The sequence below is a fragment of the Pseudomonas sp. Marseille-Q1929 genome (assembly GCF_017316265.1).
Taxonomy (GTDB): Bacteria; Pseudomonadota; Gammaproteobacteria; order Pseudomonadales; family Pseudomonadaceae; genus Aquipseudomonas.
The window spans coordinates 18,069-31,139 of sequence record NZ_JAFLWU010000014.1; the positions used below are offsets into that span (position 1 = coordinate 18,069).

12 protein-coding genes are annotated in these 13,071 nt (G+C 60.1%); 7 read left to right on the plus strand and 5 right to left on the minus strand.

Annotation, left to right across the window (positions count from 1 at the left end):
- The first annotated feature begins 132 nt into the window (after positions 1-132).
- The 6 genes from J1G37_RS16310 (at position 133) to J1G37_RS16335 (ending at position 4,807) form a co-directional block, all read left to right on the plus strand.
- Positions 133-1,344 (plus strand): hypothetical protein, encoded by a 1,212-nt coding sequence (locus J1G37_RS16310; protein ID WP_207043331.1) that lies wholly within the window; start codon positions 133-135, stop codon positions 1,342-1,344.
- 356 nt (positions 1,345-1,700) lie between these two features.
- Complete coding sequence (locus J1G37_RS16315) at positions 1,701-2,336, plus strand: LysE family translocator (protein WP_207043332.1); 636 nt, start codon at positions 1,701-1,703, stop codon at positions 2,334-2,336.
- Between the two features lie 13 nt (positions 2,337-2,349).
- Positions 2,350-3,123 carry a 2OG-Fe dioxygenase family protein gene (locus tag J1G37_RS16320; RefSeq protein WP_207043333.1) on the plus strand — a complete coding sequence of 258 codons (774 nt, stop codon included), beginning with the start codon at positions 2,350-2,352 and terminating at the stop codon, positions 3,121-3,123.
- A complete protein-coding gene (locus J1G37_RS16325; protein WP_207043341.1) occupies positions 3,110-4,057 on the plus strand; it encodes a diiron oxygenase in 948 nt (315 codons plus the stop codon). Before J1G37_RS16320 ends, J1G37_RS16325 begins: the two co-directional genes overlap by 14 nt.
- Positions 4,044-4,322 (plus strand): 2Fe-2S iron-sulfur cluster binding domain-containing protein, encoded by a 279-nt coding sequence (locus J1G37_RS16330; protein WP_207043343.1) that lies wholly within the window; start codon positions 4,044-4,046, stop codon positions 4,320-4,322. Before J1G37_RS16325 ends, J1G37_RS16330 begins: the two co-directional genes overlap by 14 nt.
- Positions 4,319-4,807, plus strand: coding sequence for a GNAT family N-acetyltransferase (locus J1G37_RS16335; protein WP_207043352.1), 489 nt, complete (start codon positions 4,319-4,321; stop codon positions 4,805-4,807). The genes J1G37_RS16330 and J1G37_RS16335 overlap by 4 nt, the downstream gene beginning before the upstream one ends.
- A gap of 53 nt (positions 4,808-4,860) precedes the next feature.
- Here the strand turns inward: J1G37_RS16335 and J1G37_RS16340 are convergent, their stop codons facing one another.
- From J1G37_RS16340 to J1G37_RS16355, 4 genes are all read right to left on the minus strand, one after another.
- The gene (locus J1G37_RS16340; RefSeq protein ID WP_347402350.1) at positions 4,861-6,288 is read right to left on the minus strand and encodes a PLP-dependent aminotransferase family protein; all 1,428 of its coding nucleotides are present in this window, start codon (positions 6,286-6,288) and stop codon (positions 4,861-4,863) included.
- 92 nt (positions 6,289-6,380) lie between these two features.
- A complete protein-coding gene (locus tag J1G37_RS16345; RefSeq protein WP_207043354.1) occupies positions 6,381-7,796 on the minus strand; it encodes an efflux transporter outer membrane subunit in 1,416 nt (471 codons plus the stop codon).
- Positions 7,780-8,949, minus strand: coding sequence for an efflux RND transporter periplasmic adaptor subunit (locus J1G37_RS16350; protein WP_207043358.1), 1,170 nt, complete (start codon positions 8,947-8,949; stop codon positions 7,780-7,782). Before J1G37_RS16350 ends, J1G37_RS16345 begins: the two co-directional genes overlap by 17 nt.
- Complete coding sequence (locus J1G37_RS16355) at positions 8,939-12,160, minus strand: efflux RND transporter permease subunit (RefSeq protein WP_207043360.1); 3,222 nt, start codon at positions 12,158-12,160, stop codon at positions 8,939-8,941. The genes J1G37_RS16350 and J1G37_RS16355 overlap by 11 nt, the downstream gene beginning before the upstream one ends.
- A 197-nt stretch (positions 12,161-12,357) precedes the next feature.
- Between J1G37_RS16355 and J1G37_RS16360 the strand changes: the two genes are divergently transcribed.
- Positions 12,358-12,768, plus strand: coding sequence for a hypothetical protein (locus J1G37_RS16360; protein WP_207043362.1), 411 nt, complete (start codon positions 12,358-12,360; stop codon positions 12,766-12,768).
- Here J1G37_RS16360 and J1G37_RS16365 read toward each other — a convergent pair.
- Positions 12,765-12,920 carry a hypothetical protein gene (locus J1G37_RS16365; RefSeq protein ID WP_177414128.1) on the minus strand — a complete coding sequence of 52 codons (156 nt, stop codon included), beginning with the start codon at positions 12,918-12,920 and terminating at the stop codon, positions 12,765-12,767. The two genes, J1G37_RS16360 and J1G37_RS16365, sit on opposite strands and share 4 nt — an antisense overlap.
- Between the last annotated feature and the right edge of the window lie 151 nt (positions 12,921-13,071).

The following is a 13,071-nucleotide window of genomic DNA, read 5'->3' on the forward strand; positions in this document are numbered from 1 at the left end:
GCGCCTTGCTGAAAACGACTAACGGTCGCATGCACTGTTACTTTTGACAGTTCCCCTAGTCCTTCCGTGGCTGTTTACTGAGCGTAGCCGAACAGTGATTCGGTCATCACTCACATGCGGCGGAGGTCAATCATGAAATCAGCGATAACCAACCCTGGATTTCTTGATCCCAGCTTCGCCGATAATGGCAGGCTAATACCAAGCCTGAGCAGGGCCGGTGGGGTCCGTGCGCTGGCTGTCGATCCGCAACAGCGGTTGCTTTACATATTGCAGGCGGACGAGCAGTTTTTGCTGTTCCGTAGCGATTTGAACGGTGGTGCGGACACGAGCTTTGGTACAGAGGGTGTAGTGACGGGGGACTTCGGCCCAGGTCTGAACTCCTGGGCCAGCGAGGTACTTGTGCAGGGCGATGGCAAGATTGTTGTGGTCGGTGAAGTGAAAGACAGTCCCGAGAAGGGGCGACTCGCCATCACTCGGTTTGATTCAAATGGCGCTCTCGACACGTTGTATGGCAAGCGGATCATTCCCTTGCCCACGGACACCGCAGATGTGACGCGTAAACCTTCCGCCGCCTTGGACGATGATGACAGTCTCTTAATGGCCTACAACTCAGGCGTCGTCATGGATCCTGAAGGCCGAACCCGCGATACAGGCTGGGTGGTAAAAGTGTCGCCCGAAGGCGAACCGGACCCGACGTTTGGAGCAGGAACTGGGTTTATAGACGTCCGATTTTCCGACGCGAACACCATACTCCATGCCATTGGCGTACAGAGCGACGGCAGAGTTGTCGTGGTCGGCGCGCAGGGTTTTCACAACTCGGCTGTTACCGAGAGTTTTGCAGCAGTGGCAGGGTTTTCTCCGGACGGGCAAGTTGATTCGGGCTTTGGTGATGGCGGGCTGATTATTTCCTCCATGGGAAACTCTGGTTTCTACTGCATGGCACTGGATAAGGATCACATTGTTGCGGCGGGCCACGCTTTCGAACTTCAGGCAATGGTTACCAAGTACACGGCGCAAGGCCTAATAGACGAGAGCTTCAACGGCGGGCGGCCACACGTTGTGGATGATGCGCCGATAGCATGGCATGGCACCGCAGTTCAGCCTGATGATGGAAAGGTTGTCGTAGGGGGGGAAGAGATGATAGCTACCGGTATGGCTATTCACGCGCGTTTTCACGGCGACGGAATGCTGGACCAAGGGTACGGCCAGCAAGCCTTGATTCGTGAAGGGCGTGGCTATGTTTATTACGTCGCCATTCAGCCTGGCGCTCAGCGAATCATCCTGGCTGGCAGTTATCGAGTTGCCGGAGTGGACAGGCCGTGTCTGTACGGCGTTTCACACTGACGATGGCGTTAGGCTGTTACCCACCTCCTAACGTGGCTTGTTCGCAAACACAGACCGGCGCCTACCGCCGGTTTTTGCGTCTTCACCCCCTCGAAAATATTCCATGCCTGTACCGGTGGCGTTGCGCCGTGGGCGAATGATCGATAGCGGCTTTTTCCCTCTGGTACAGATTCTGGAAAAAACCACCATACAGATGCCCGGGCGTTCAACTGTGCATCAAATAAGTGGTTTTTCTGGATCTTAATTAAGTGCCAAGTAGCGTTAACAATAGCTTATTCGTTGAGTTGCGTTGGGCACGTCTTAATGCAAGTTCCGGAAAGTCTATTCGTCCAGTTGTCTGTGTCCGGGGTTCAATCATGACTATCTATGCGTGGCTGTCGTTCATTCTGATTACGATGGTGCAGGCCGGTTCTCCGGGCCCATCAACTGTGTTTCTGGTGAATAACTCCATCAAGTATGGGCCACTGAAAGCGATTGGCGTATTGACCGGGGATGTATTTGCCATCTTGATCATGGGCTTGATCTCGTCATTGGGTATTGCCACTTTTTTTGCAGAACATCCCTCGATGTTTAATACATTGAAACTGGCCGGTGCGGCGTATCTTGTTTATCTGGGTATTGGTGCTTTCAAGAAAAGCCGCGCGATGATAAGTGCTGCAAGTCCTGATGCAACTGTTGTCAGGGCGCCTGCTTTAACGCGGCAGTGGGCGCAGTCCTTTTTGATCGGTATCAGTAACCCAAAGGCGCTGGTGTACTTTACCGCGCTGTTGCCGCAGTTCGAAAAGAGTGGCACGCCCGATCTTCAGTTCTTTGCGTTTCTTGTGGTTATCAGCGCACTGATAAAGTTTTCGATTCTTTCCTGTTACGCCGTAGTGGCCACCAGGATCGCGTCGAAGTTGACGTCGCCCTCCGCCAGTAGAATCGGTTCCAAAGTAGTCGCTGTATTCTTCGTGTTTTTTGGTGCGGCACTAGGGTTCTCTACCATCCATTGAAGGATATCTATCTATGAAGTATGAAGGCTCTGCAGCCCGTTCATTGTCAACTGTGCAAAGCACCTCTGATCTGATTGAGCAGCAACTCAGGCACAGCGGTTATTGGGTGGGCAACTATTTCAACTACTTCGTGACGTTGGCCCATCGCTCCGCTGACTGGAAAGCGTTCTTGCAGACGTGGGACAGCTTGCCACCGGATGAGTTTATGGCGGACGGCGGCAAATACCGTCGGCGGCGCTTTACCGAACTTCGCTACAGTGTGCTTAACGATGAAATCGGCATACTGCCGCATCGGCCGTTCTTCCAGGATAAGTACACGAATACCTTGAATGGCGGCGTGGATCGATACTTTGAGCCGATCACCCCCTACATCGCGACGCACCCGTTTATAAAACGCATGATTCGCGATTATGTGGCGATCTTTACCCGCTATAAAGATGTGGCGGTGTGGCAGGTGTATTTGCACCAAGTGCGAATTACATCGTCGCGCGGGGTTGCCGGTTTTCCGACGCCGGAAGGCATACATAAGGACGGCGTTACGTTCTCCAGTTTGTTTTGCGTCAACCGCACGGACAATTGCACCGGTGCAGAAAATTCCATCTACGACAACGACAAGGCCTTGCTCGAAAGTTTTACCCTCAAGCGTTATGGCGACCTGGTGATCTTTGATGATTCCAAGGTTTATCACAGCGTCAGTCAAATGAACACGGCAGACGAGGGCATCGCGTCGCGGGATATGTTGTTTCTGGAATTCACGGCGCAAGGGGCTGAGCATGTCGCGTCATAGTGGAAGGGATATTGAAACCCGCGATTACTCGCGGGAAGTGATTGAACGCATCAGCCAAAGTTGGTCATTTGACGCCGAGGTCATGCGCTTTAAAGGTATTAACAGCCTTGCGTTTGATATGCATGCGCCAGACTTTCTGGAGGCGATGGTGCCCTTCTCGTCGTTCGACGCGTGGCGCGCGCTGGAGCCTAAAGATAAAAACGACTTGCTCTCTGCCGGGTGGATTATCTATCAGAGCAACACCATTTTTATTGAAACCGACTTGGTCACGCCGGCCTGTATCGAAGTCATTCGTTCGCGGCAAGACAACAGTGTCGGCCCCGAGATGGCACGCTCGATGGCAGAGGCGATGACGGACGAGGGCTATCACACGCTGCTGGCAGTGCTCACCTGTGATGAGGTGCGGGCCAACCGGCAACTGGCGTTGTTTCCTGCGGACTTTCACCTCGTGAACGTCATGAATACCTATATCCATGGGCTGGACAGCGAATGGAAGCGGCGCATTGCGCGTATCGCCACGGCCTGTTGTACCGAGAATCACATCACCGATTACCTGGACTTGCTGGCGAACGCGACATCGATCCAGCCGATGTTTCTCGCGGCGGTCAATGCCCATGGCAAGGACGAGTGGAGCCACGGCTCGCAGTTTGCGGTGTTGGCGCGCGATGTCTATTGGCAGCTCTCCAAAGACGGAAAACAGGTGTTCAAGGAAACCGTCGAGTTGGTCGCGAAGAACTTCTTCCGGGCCGATCTCAATGCCTGGATCACCGTGATCGATCAACTCGCGCGGCCCTCACTCGATGGCGTGCGCGCGGTCGTGGTAGACAACGCAGTAGAGCTACAGCGCGGCGTCGAGTTTACGAACAACAATCGCGGCTTGATGAAGCTCTACGACAGCCTGGAATGGGAATGGACCAACGATGACCGCCAATAATTTTACCCTCGCGTGCGCAGGGCAGCGTGAGCCCATGGCCGGCGATGTGTTTTCGCTGGTCAATGCCTGTGAAAAGCTCGGCCTGGTCCGCACCCGTTGCCGACAGGGGCGGTGCGGCGCCTGCCAGGTGAGGTTTGTCTCTGGTGAGTACAGCGAGTGGGCACCCATGCTTGCACTCACGGAAAAGGAAAGAGGGCTCAACGCAATTTTGCCCTGTGTGCTGGTTCCGCTCTCGGACATTGAAGTTGAGGCCTGGTACCCATGAGCGAGACGATTTACGTAGAAAACCAACACTTCCAGATTCGCAGCGCCAGGCTCGAAGACGCGATCGCCATCCGCAAAATGGTGTTCAAGACCTTTGTGGAGTACGGCATCGCGGCCGACCCCGACGATGATGACCGCGACATCATGTGCTTTGGTGTGCCCAAGGCGAATGTCGTGGAGTTGGTCACGGTGTTTGGCGATGTGCCGGTGGGGTCGGCCATCCTCACGGGCGGCGACGATGGCCGGGTGAAACTCACCAAGTACTACCTGGACAAGGACTATCGCGGTTTTGGCGCCGGAGTGGCGATGCTCCAGGCGGCGGTCGCGACGGCACGGCAATTGGGGTTCAAGGAGATTTTCCTGAAAACCCGGGCACGCTACAAAGAGGCGGTTCAGTTGTACGAGTCAACCGGCTGGGTGAGGGGGGCGGACCAGCCGGGCCCTGGCCCGGAACGCGTCTACGCCATTCGTTTTTCCGAAAGCTGAGATCCATGCGCTGAGGCAGGCAGGCCGTCACCGGCCTGTTTGTCATTGAGGCACTAGCGCAGCATGTTGGAAACGCTCAGGTCCATTACCCGTTTGCCGATCATCTTGATCGCTTCTTCGACCCGGTCATCGAGGGCGCCGCCGTAGTTGATGCGGATGCAGTTTTCATACTTGCCGGAAGAGGAGAATATTTTTCCGGTGGCAATTTGTATGTTGTGTTGCATCAGGTAGTCGCTGAGTTCATAGGCCGACACGCCGTCCGGCAGCTCCATCCACAGGAAATACCCGCCTTGGGGCCGGCTGATCCGAATGCTCGGGTTGAAGTATTTGGAGATCCAACTGGTCATCAACTCGCGGTTGGCCTTGTAGTTGGCGCGCATTCGCCGCAGATGGATCTGGTACAGGCCCTTGCCCATGAACTCGGCAATGGCGCGTTGGTTCGCGGTGGCCGTGGCGCCGGAGCTGGTGTATTTGATATGCAGCACTTTGTCGTAGATTTTGCCGGGCACCACCCAGCCCACCCGCAGCCCCGGCGCGAGTGTTTTTGAGAAAGAGCCACAGAGGATGATCTGGCCCTCGGCGTCGAGGGACTTGATGGTTTTGGGGCGCGGGTACGGGTACGTAAGGTCGCCGTAGGTGTCATCTTCGATGATAAAAAAGCCGAAGGTCCTGGACAGTGCCACCAGGGTTTCCTTGCGCTCATCCGGCATGACATAACCCAGCGGGTTGTTGCAGTTCGGGTTGACCAGTACCGCGCGAATCGGCCAGCGCTGCGCGATCAGTTCCAGTGATTCCAGGCAGATGCCCGTTAGCGGATGGGTGGGCACTTCAATGACTTTGATGCCGCAGACCTTGAGGGTCTGTATCGCCCCGTGAAAGCTCGGTGACTCGACGACAACAATATCCCCCTGGCTGCAAATGGCCCGTATGGAACACATCAGGGCTTCCTGGCAGCCGGTGGTGATGATGATTTCTTCGGGGTCGACCAGGCAGCCGGAATCGATAATCAAGCGACTGACTTGCGTCCTTAATTCCAGGTTGCCTTTGATGTTTTCATAGTTGAGCCCGTCCTTTTGCCAGCGTTTGGCCTCGTGGCTCAGGCTTTTCATCAGGGGCTTCAAGGTCGGTGTGTCAACGTGGGGCATGCCTCTGCCCAGTTGCAGCACCCGTTCATCCGGGGTGCTGGTGGTCACCTTGTAGATTTCATCCCACTCCAGGATATCGAGGGGGTTTTTTTCGATGGCGCGCATGGTCGGCAACAGGTGCAGGTTTTGCCTGCGGGTGACGAAGTGGCCGGACTTGGGCGCGGGTGATGCCAGGCCTTCTTCTTCCAGCAGGCGATAGGCCTGCTGGACGGTGCCCAGGCTGACGCCGTGTTCTGCGCTCAACATGCGCACGGAGGGAAGGCGTTGCCCCGCCTGGTACATGCCCATTTCTATTCTGCTGCGCAGCAGACGGGCCAACTCTGAATACTTTGCCACTGATCCCTCACCGCTAACCTGTCCTGTGCGTAGTGGCATAGTCCTCCACCGCCCCGGTGGGTGGCAAGGGCGACGGCGGTGAGGGCGTGTCGTCAGTCTCGTTGCCAGCCACCTCCCAGCGCGGCCACTAAGCCGATACTCGCCTGCAACTGGCGCGTCTGCACGGCCTGTAAGGTCCGTTGCGCCTGCAAGGCGGCGGTCTGCGCCGTCACTACATCCAGGTAACTCACGGCGCCCGCCTGATAGCTGTTCATTGCCAATGCCTGGGTGTGCTGCGCCGCATCCGCCGCCGCCTGTTCATCCTCGGCTTGCTGCTGCAAGTCGCGCAGTTGGGCGAGGTTGTCCTCCACTTCGCGCAGGGCTTTCAACACGCGGCTGCGGTACTGCGCCGAGGCCTCTTCGAATTCGGCCTTGGCCTGGCGCTCATTGGCGCTCAAGCGTCCGCCATCGAAGATCGGCAGGTTGACCAGCGGCCCCAGCGCCCAATAGCGATTACTCGCCGACAGCAGGTTGCCGACGCCTTGCGTCTGCCCGCCGATCAACCCGTTCAAGCTGAAGTCCGGGTACCACGCCGCCTTGGCCACGCCGATGTTGGCGTTGGCCGCAAACACGCGCCGCTCGGCCGCCGCAATGTCCGGGCGACGTTGCAACAGGTGGCTCGGCAGCTGTGCAGGAATGCCCGGTAGTACGAGCAGCTGCGCACTCGGCGCCAGGCTGAAGGTGCTGGCCGCCACGCCCACGAGTTCGCCAATTGCATGTTCGGTCAGGTTGCGTTGCCCGCGCACGTCATCCCATTGCGCCTTGGCTTCAGCCAGCTGGTTTTGCGCGCGGGTCAGGTCCAGTTCGGAGGCGATCTGGCCCTCGTAGCGGCTGCGCGTCAGTTGCAGCGCCTGGCGATAATCCTCCAGTGAACCCTCGAGAATCCGCGCCTGCGCATCCAGCCCGTTGAGCTGCACATACAAGCTCGCCAATTGCTGTTGCAAGCTCAAGCGCGCCACTGCCAAGTCGTCGCCGGCCGCTTGCGCCTGGGCATCGCCCGCTGCGACCTGGTTGCGGACCTTGCCCCACAGGTCCAGGTCGTAGCTCAGGGAAAACCCTGCGGTGTTGCTGTTATAGACCGACGGCTGCGTGGTGCCACGCAGGGGCCGCGCGTCCGATTGGCGTTGGCGCAGCGGCTGCGCACTGGCATTGATTTGCGGGAACAACCCGGCATGCAGTTGGCTGGCGTACGCCTGGGAGGCATCGAAGTGCGCCAGCGCCGCCGCCAGGTCCGGGTTGGCCTTGAGCAGCTGCTGTTGCAGTTCACTCAGGCGCGGGTCGTTGTAGAGCGTCCACCATGCGGGCGCCAACTGGTCGGACGGCTGCGCGCTGTGCCACGGGCCGTCGCTGGTCTGTTCACGATAGCCGGCGGGCAGGTCAACGGTTGGCACTTGGTAGGTGGGCGCCATGGAGCAACCTTGCAGCGCCAGCAACAGCAGGGCCGCGAGGGGTTTAAGCCTTGGGCGCATGGGCACCTCCCGCGGTGTCGGCCAATTGCACCGGGTCACCTTCGCGCAGGGCGTCGGGCGGGTTGTCGATCACGCGATCGGCGGGCTTGAGGCCCTGGTCGATCACCAGGCGTTCGCCGAGGTCGAGGCCGATATGGATGGTTTGCAGGTGCACATGGTTGTGTCCGTCGAGTACGGCGACTTGCGTGCCCTGGGCGCGGAAGATCAAGGCGCTGGCGGGAATGCTCACGCCATGGGTGTCGGCTGGAATCGGCAAGGTCGCTTCGGCGTAGTCACCGGGCAGCAATTCGCCGTTGGGGTTGTCGGCGACGAACTGCGCGAGCAGGGTGCCGGAGCGTCGGTCGATGGCGGTGGAGTCGCCGATCAGGCGGGCCTTGAAGTGTTCACCAGGATGCTCAGGCACGGTCAATTCGGCTTCCAGGCCGGGGTGGATGACCGCCGCGTAGTTTTGCGGCACCGGCACGTACAGGCGCAACTGGTGGGTGTCGGCGAGGTTGAACAGCTCCGGGTCGCTGTCGGTGTCGGCCTTGATCAACTGGCCGATATCGGTGTTGCGCGCGGTGATGGTGCCGGCGAACGGTGCGCGGATCGTCTTGTAGCCTTCCAGCGCCGACAACCGCGCGTAGTCGGCAGCGGCGGCCTCGGCGTTGGCCTTCGCGGCGGCAGCGTTGGAGGTTTTTTCATCGGCCTCCTGGCGTGACACCGAGTGGCTGGCCAACAGGTTTTGCCAGCGCGTGGCGGTGGTTTCGGCCAGGCGCGCGTTGGCCTGTTCCTGGATCAGCCGGGCGTGGGTTTGCGCCAGTTGCTGGTCGAGGTCTGGGCTGTCGATTTCAGCGAGGATTTGCCCGGCTTTGACCTGGGTGCCGATGTCGGCTTTCCAGTCCTTCAAGTAGCCGCTGACCCGGGCATGGATCGGCGCCTTGCTCCAGGCTTCCAGGTGCGCGGGCAAGCGCAGGGTATCGCCAGCCGTGTTCCGTTGCGGTTGCAGCACCAGCACCTGCGGGACGGCGGCGGTCTCCGTCCAGGCGGTGACCGATTGTTCATGCAAGGTGCGGGCATGCAGGCCGTTGGCGACCAGCAGGGCGGCCAGGGTGAGGCCGCCGACACCCAGGAGCATCAGACGCTTGCGCGAGGGTTTGTGATCAGACGACATGTGGGGTTTCTCCGGCAACTGCGCGAGTAGGGTGGCGGCCGTGGACCAGGCTGAAGACCACGGGGACAAACAATAGGGTGGCGACGGTGGCGAAGATCAGGCCACCGATCACCGCCCGGCCGAGGGGGGCGTTTTGTTCTTCGGAAAGGGCCAGCGGCAGCATGCCGATGATCATCGCCAGGGCGGTCATGCACACCGGACGGAAGCGCGTGTAGCCGGCCTCCATCGCTGCCTTGAGCGCATCGCCATGCTCGGCCAGGCGTTCACGGCAGAAGCTCACCACCAGGATCGAGTTGGCGGTGGCCACGCCCATGCAGAGGATGGCGCCGGTGAGGGCCGGCACCGACAGCGAGGTGCCGCTGAGGAACAGCATCCACACGATGCCCGCGAGTGCGGCCGGCAGTGCGGTGATGATCACAAACGGGTCGGCCCACGACTGGAAGTTGACCACGATCAGCAGGTAGATCAGCACCACGGCGCCGAGCAGGCCCAGGCTCAAACCGCTGAAGGCTTCATGCAGGGCGTCGATCTGTCCATGCAGGCTGATGGTCGCGCCTTTGGGGCGCATCGCAGCGGTGTCATCCAGCACTTTTTGTACGTCGCGTGCCACGCCGCCGAGGTCGCGGCCTTGCACGTTGGCGTACAGGTCCAGGGTCGGCTCGATGTTGTAGTGGGTCACCACCGCTGGGCTTTGCACGCGGGAAATACTCGCCACGCCGCCGAGGATCTGCGACTGGCCGTCGGCGCCGGTCACCGGCAGGGCTTCCAGCGACGGCAGGCTGTCGAGACGGTATTGCGGCGTCGCCGCGACGATGGAGTACGACACGCCGTTGGCCGGGTTGAGCCAGAAGGTCGGCGCCGTCTGCGAGCTGCCCGCCAGGGATGCGACCATGCTGTTGGTCACGTCGCGCTCGGTGATGCCCAGGCCGTTGGCGCGCAGGCGGTCCACATTGACTTGCAGCGACGGGTAGCCGGTGGATTGCTGGATACGCAGGTCGGCGATGCCGGGTACGTGTTGCAGGCGGCGTTCCAGCTCCACTGCGTAGGCACGGTTTTCGGCATCGTTGCGCCCGGAGATTTTCACGTCCAGCGGGGCCGGGGCGCCGAAGTTGAGGATCTGGCTGCTGATGTCTGCGGGCAGGAACGCGAAGTGGCTGCCGGGGAAGCTTTGCGGCAGCGCTTCACGCAGTTTTTTCACGTAGTCGGCGGTGGGTGCATGGTCCTTTTTCAGGGTGACCTGGATATCGCCATCCTGCGGGCCGATGGTGCCGCTGCTGCTGTAGGCCATGTCGATGCCGCTGAGGGGAATGCCAATGTTGTCGACGATGGTGTCGAGTTCAGCGCTGGGGATCACCTCACGAATCCGCGCTTCGATGCGGTCGAAGGCGGCGGCGCTTTCTTCGATGCGCGTGCCCAAGGGCAAACGCACGTGAAGGGCCAGGGCGCCGGCGTCGGTGGCGGGGAAGAAATCCTGGCCCAGGCTCGGCAGCAGCAGGAACGACGCGAGCACGCAGGCGAGGAAACCGACGATAAAGCGCTTGCGCTTGCCCAGCGCCAACAGCAGCAGGCCGTGGTAGGTGTCGCGGATATTCGAGAAGTGGCGCTCGAAACCCTGCTGGAAATTCAGCACCGCTTGCAGCGCGGCATGCCGCGGTTTGGCGTGTTGCTCGCCCTCGTGGTGGTTGATGAATTCATCTTCCGGGTGATGCCCCGCGCCTTGCTCCGGCGTATGCGGCTTGAGCAGGAACATCGCCAGCGTCGGCACCAGCGTTCGCGAAAGGATGAACGAACTGGCCATGGCAAAGATCACCGCCAGCGCCATGGGGCGGAACAGGTACCCAGCGATGCCTTGCAGCATGAACATCGGCACGAACACGATGCAGATGCACAGCAGCGAGACGAACGCCGGGCCGACAATTTGCGCGGCGCCATCGAGGATTGCGGTTTTTACCGACTTGCCTTGTTCCAGGTGCCAGTTGATGTTTTCGATGGTCACGGTGGCGTCGTCCACCAAGATCCCCACCGCCAGCGCCAGCCCGCCGAGGGTCATCACGTTGAGGGTTTGCCCGCTGACGGCGAGCAGCGCGATGGCCGACAGCACGGCCAGGGGAATGGACGCGGCGATAATCAGCGTCGAACGCCAACTGCCGAGGAACAGCAGGATCATCGCACTGGTCAGCAGGGCGGCGATGATGCCTTCCTGGGCCACGCTGCCCACCGATTGCTTGACGAATACCGAGGCGTCGCCCAGCAGCGAGGTCTTCAGCGACGGCGGCAGGGTCTCGTCAATGCGCGGCAGCATCTGGCGGATGCCGTCGATGATCGACAGGGTGGAGATGCTGCCGTTTTTCAGCGCCGGCATCAGCACGGCGCGGTGGCCGTCGACGCGCACGATGTTGGTTTGCGGAGGCGAGCCGTCACGCACGTGTGCCACTTGGCCGATGGTGATCAGCGCGCCATCCACGGTCTTGATCGGCAGGTCGTTGAGCTCGTCGATCGCCTTGGGGCTGTTGTTGAGCAGGATCGTGTATTCGTTGGGGCCGAGTTTGGCGGTGCCCACCGGGATGATCTGGTTTTGCAGGGCCAGGGCGTTGCCCACGTCCTGGGCCGACAAGCCTTTGGCGGCGAGCGCCTGCGGGTCGAGGTCGAGGGTGATCTGGCGTTGCTTGCCGCCCATGGGCGTGGGCATGGCCAGGCCGGGCAGGGCGCTTAACGGCAGGCGGATATTGTTCTGCACCAGATCGCGGATCTTCGCTTCCGACAGGCTCGGGCTGGAGAACGCCAGTTGCAGGATCGGCACCGTGGAGGCGCTGTAGTTGAGGATCAGCGGCGGTGTGATGCCCGGCGGCATTTGCTTGAGCACGGTTTGTGACACGGCCGTCACTTGGGCATTGGCGGTGCGGATGTCGACGCCGGGCTGGAAGAAGATCTTGACGATGCCCATGCCAGGCAGCGATTGCGATTCGATATGTTCGATGTCGTTGACGGTGGTGCTCAGGGAGCGTTCATAGGTGTAGATCACCCGCCCGGCCATGGCATCCGGCGACAAGCCGTTGTACTGCCAGACCACGGCGACCACGGGGATGCCGATATCGGGAAACACATCCGTGGGGGTTCGCAGGGCCGCCATCGGCCCGATGATGCAGATGAATATGGCCAACACGATAAACGTGTACGGCTTGTGCAGTGCGGTCTTTACCAGCCCGAGCATGCGTGAACCTCCATTGGAGCAGGATTGCAAACCCCGGCAGTCTTGCCCGACCCACCTAACACGCACCTTTCAGCCAGGTGAAGGAACATTTAGGGAGGGCCTGAAGATCGTTTCATCTGTATTCATTTGTTCTACACAGGGTCGCTCTCCAAGCTTGTGCTCCATCGGACACGTCGTCCTTTTTTTGGAGCCCTGCCATGTCACTTAAACCTTTGTTGTTGATTCCCGCCCTCGGCGCCGTCTTGTTGTTGTCGGCGTGCGCCGGCCCGATCCCCAAGGCGGACCCGAGCGAGGCGTGGATTGGTTTGAAGGAAGAGGCGCCGAATGACCTGATGGCCGAGCGCCTGGATGGCAAGCGCGTGGACGACGGACGCTTTTTTGAAGTGCCGCCGGGCGCCCATCGATTGGACGTGACGCTATTCGAAGAGGAGCCAGGCGACGACAACCAGCAGGACTGCCAGGGCCGGGTCGAGTACAAGGATTTCAAGGCGGGTGAGCACTACACCCTGGTGGAGTCGAGCCTGGGCACCACCGTGCGCGCATCCCTGATGGATGCGCATGGCAAGGAAGTCGCGGCGACCCAGGACTTCAACTGCATGCCCGGCTAGGCGTGATGCACGGCGGCCTTGAGGGGCTTGGCCGGTTTGACGACGTGGGGGTGATGGTGGCGGCGCGTGATGCGCAACACCCCCCACAACATGGCGCCGGCTACTGCCAGCCAACCGCAGACCAACATGAAAATCGTTGTTGCAAGGCTCATACGGGCCTCCTTTCGCCCCGATGGGGCATACACAGTCTTCTCAATGGACAGTCTAGCTACCTGGCGGTTGCCTGCTATTGACCAATGGTCGAGTCTGTCCAACTTCTTTGCTCTATCCCAGGCCCTTTACTGACGCTTGAGGCTATACCCG

Bases quoted from the DNA above. Each gene is read 5' to 3' on its own strand.
- J1G37_RS16310 (WP_207043331.1), top strand. From the start codon at position 133: ATGAAATCAGCGATAACCAACCCTGGATTTCTTGATCCCAGCTTCGCC.
- J1G37_RS16315 (WP_207043332.1), top strand. From the start codon at position 1,701: ATGACTATCTATGCGTGGCTGTCGTTCATTCTGATTACGATGGTGCAG.
- J1G37_RS16320 (WP_207043333.1), top strand. From the start codon at position 2,350: ATGAAGTATGAAGGCTCTGCAGCCCGTTCATTGTCAACTGTGCAAAGC.
- J1G37_RS16325 (WP_207043341.1), top strand. From the start codon at position 3,110: ATGTCGCGTCATAGTGGAAGGGATATTGAAACCCGCGATTACTCGCGG.
- J1G37_RS16330 (WP_207043343.1), top strand. From the start codon at position 4,044: ATGACCGCCAATAATTTTACCCTCGCGTGCGCAGGGCAGCGTGAGCCC.
- J1G37_RS16335 (WP_207043352.1), top strand. From the start codon at position 4,319: ATGAGCGAGACGATTTACGTAGAAAACCAACACTTCCAGATTCGCAGC.
- J1G37_RS16345 (WP_207043354.1), bottom strand. From the start codon at position 7,796: ATGCGCCCAAGGCTTAAACCCCTCGCGGCCCTGCTGTTGCTGGCGCTG.
- J1G37_RS16350 (WP_207043358.1), bottom strand. From the start codon at position 8,949: ATGTCGTCTGATCACAAACCCTCGCGCAAGCGTCTGATGCTCCTGGGT.
- J1G37_RS16355 (WP_207043360.1), bottom strand. From the start codon at position 12,160: ATGCTCGGGCTGGTAAAGACCGCACTGCACAAGCCGTACACGTTTATC.
- J1G37_RS16360 (WP_207043362.1), top strand. From the start codon at position 12,358: ATGTCACTTAAACCTTTGTTGTTGATTCCCGCCCTCGGCGCCGTCTTG.
- J1G37_RS16365 (WP_177414128.1), bottom strand. From the start codon at position 12,920: ATGAGCCTTGCAACAACGATTTTCATGTTGGTCTGCGGTTGGCTGGCA.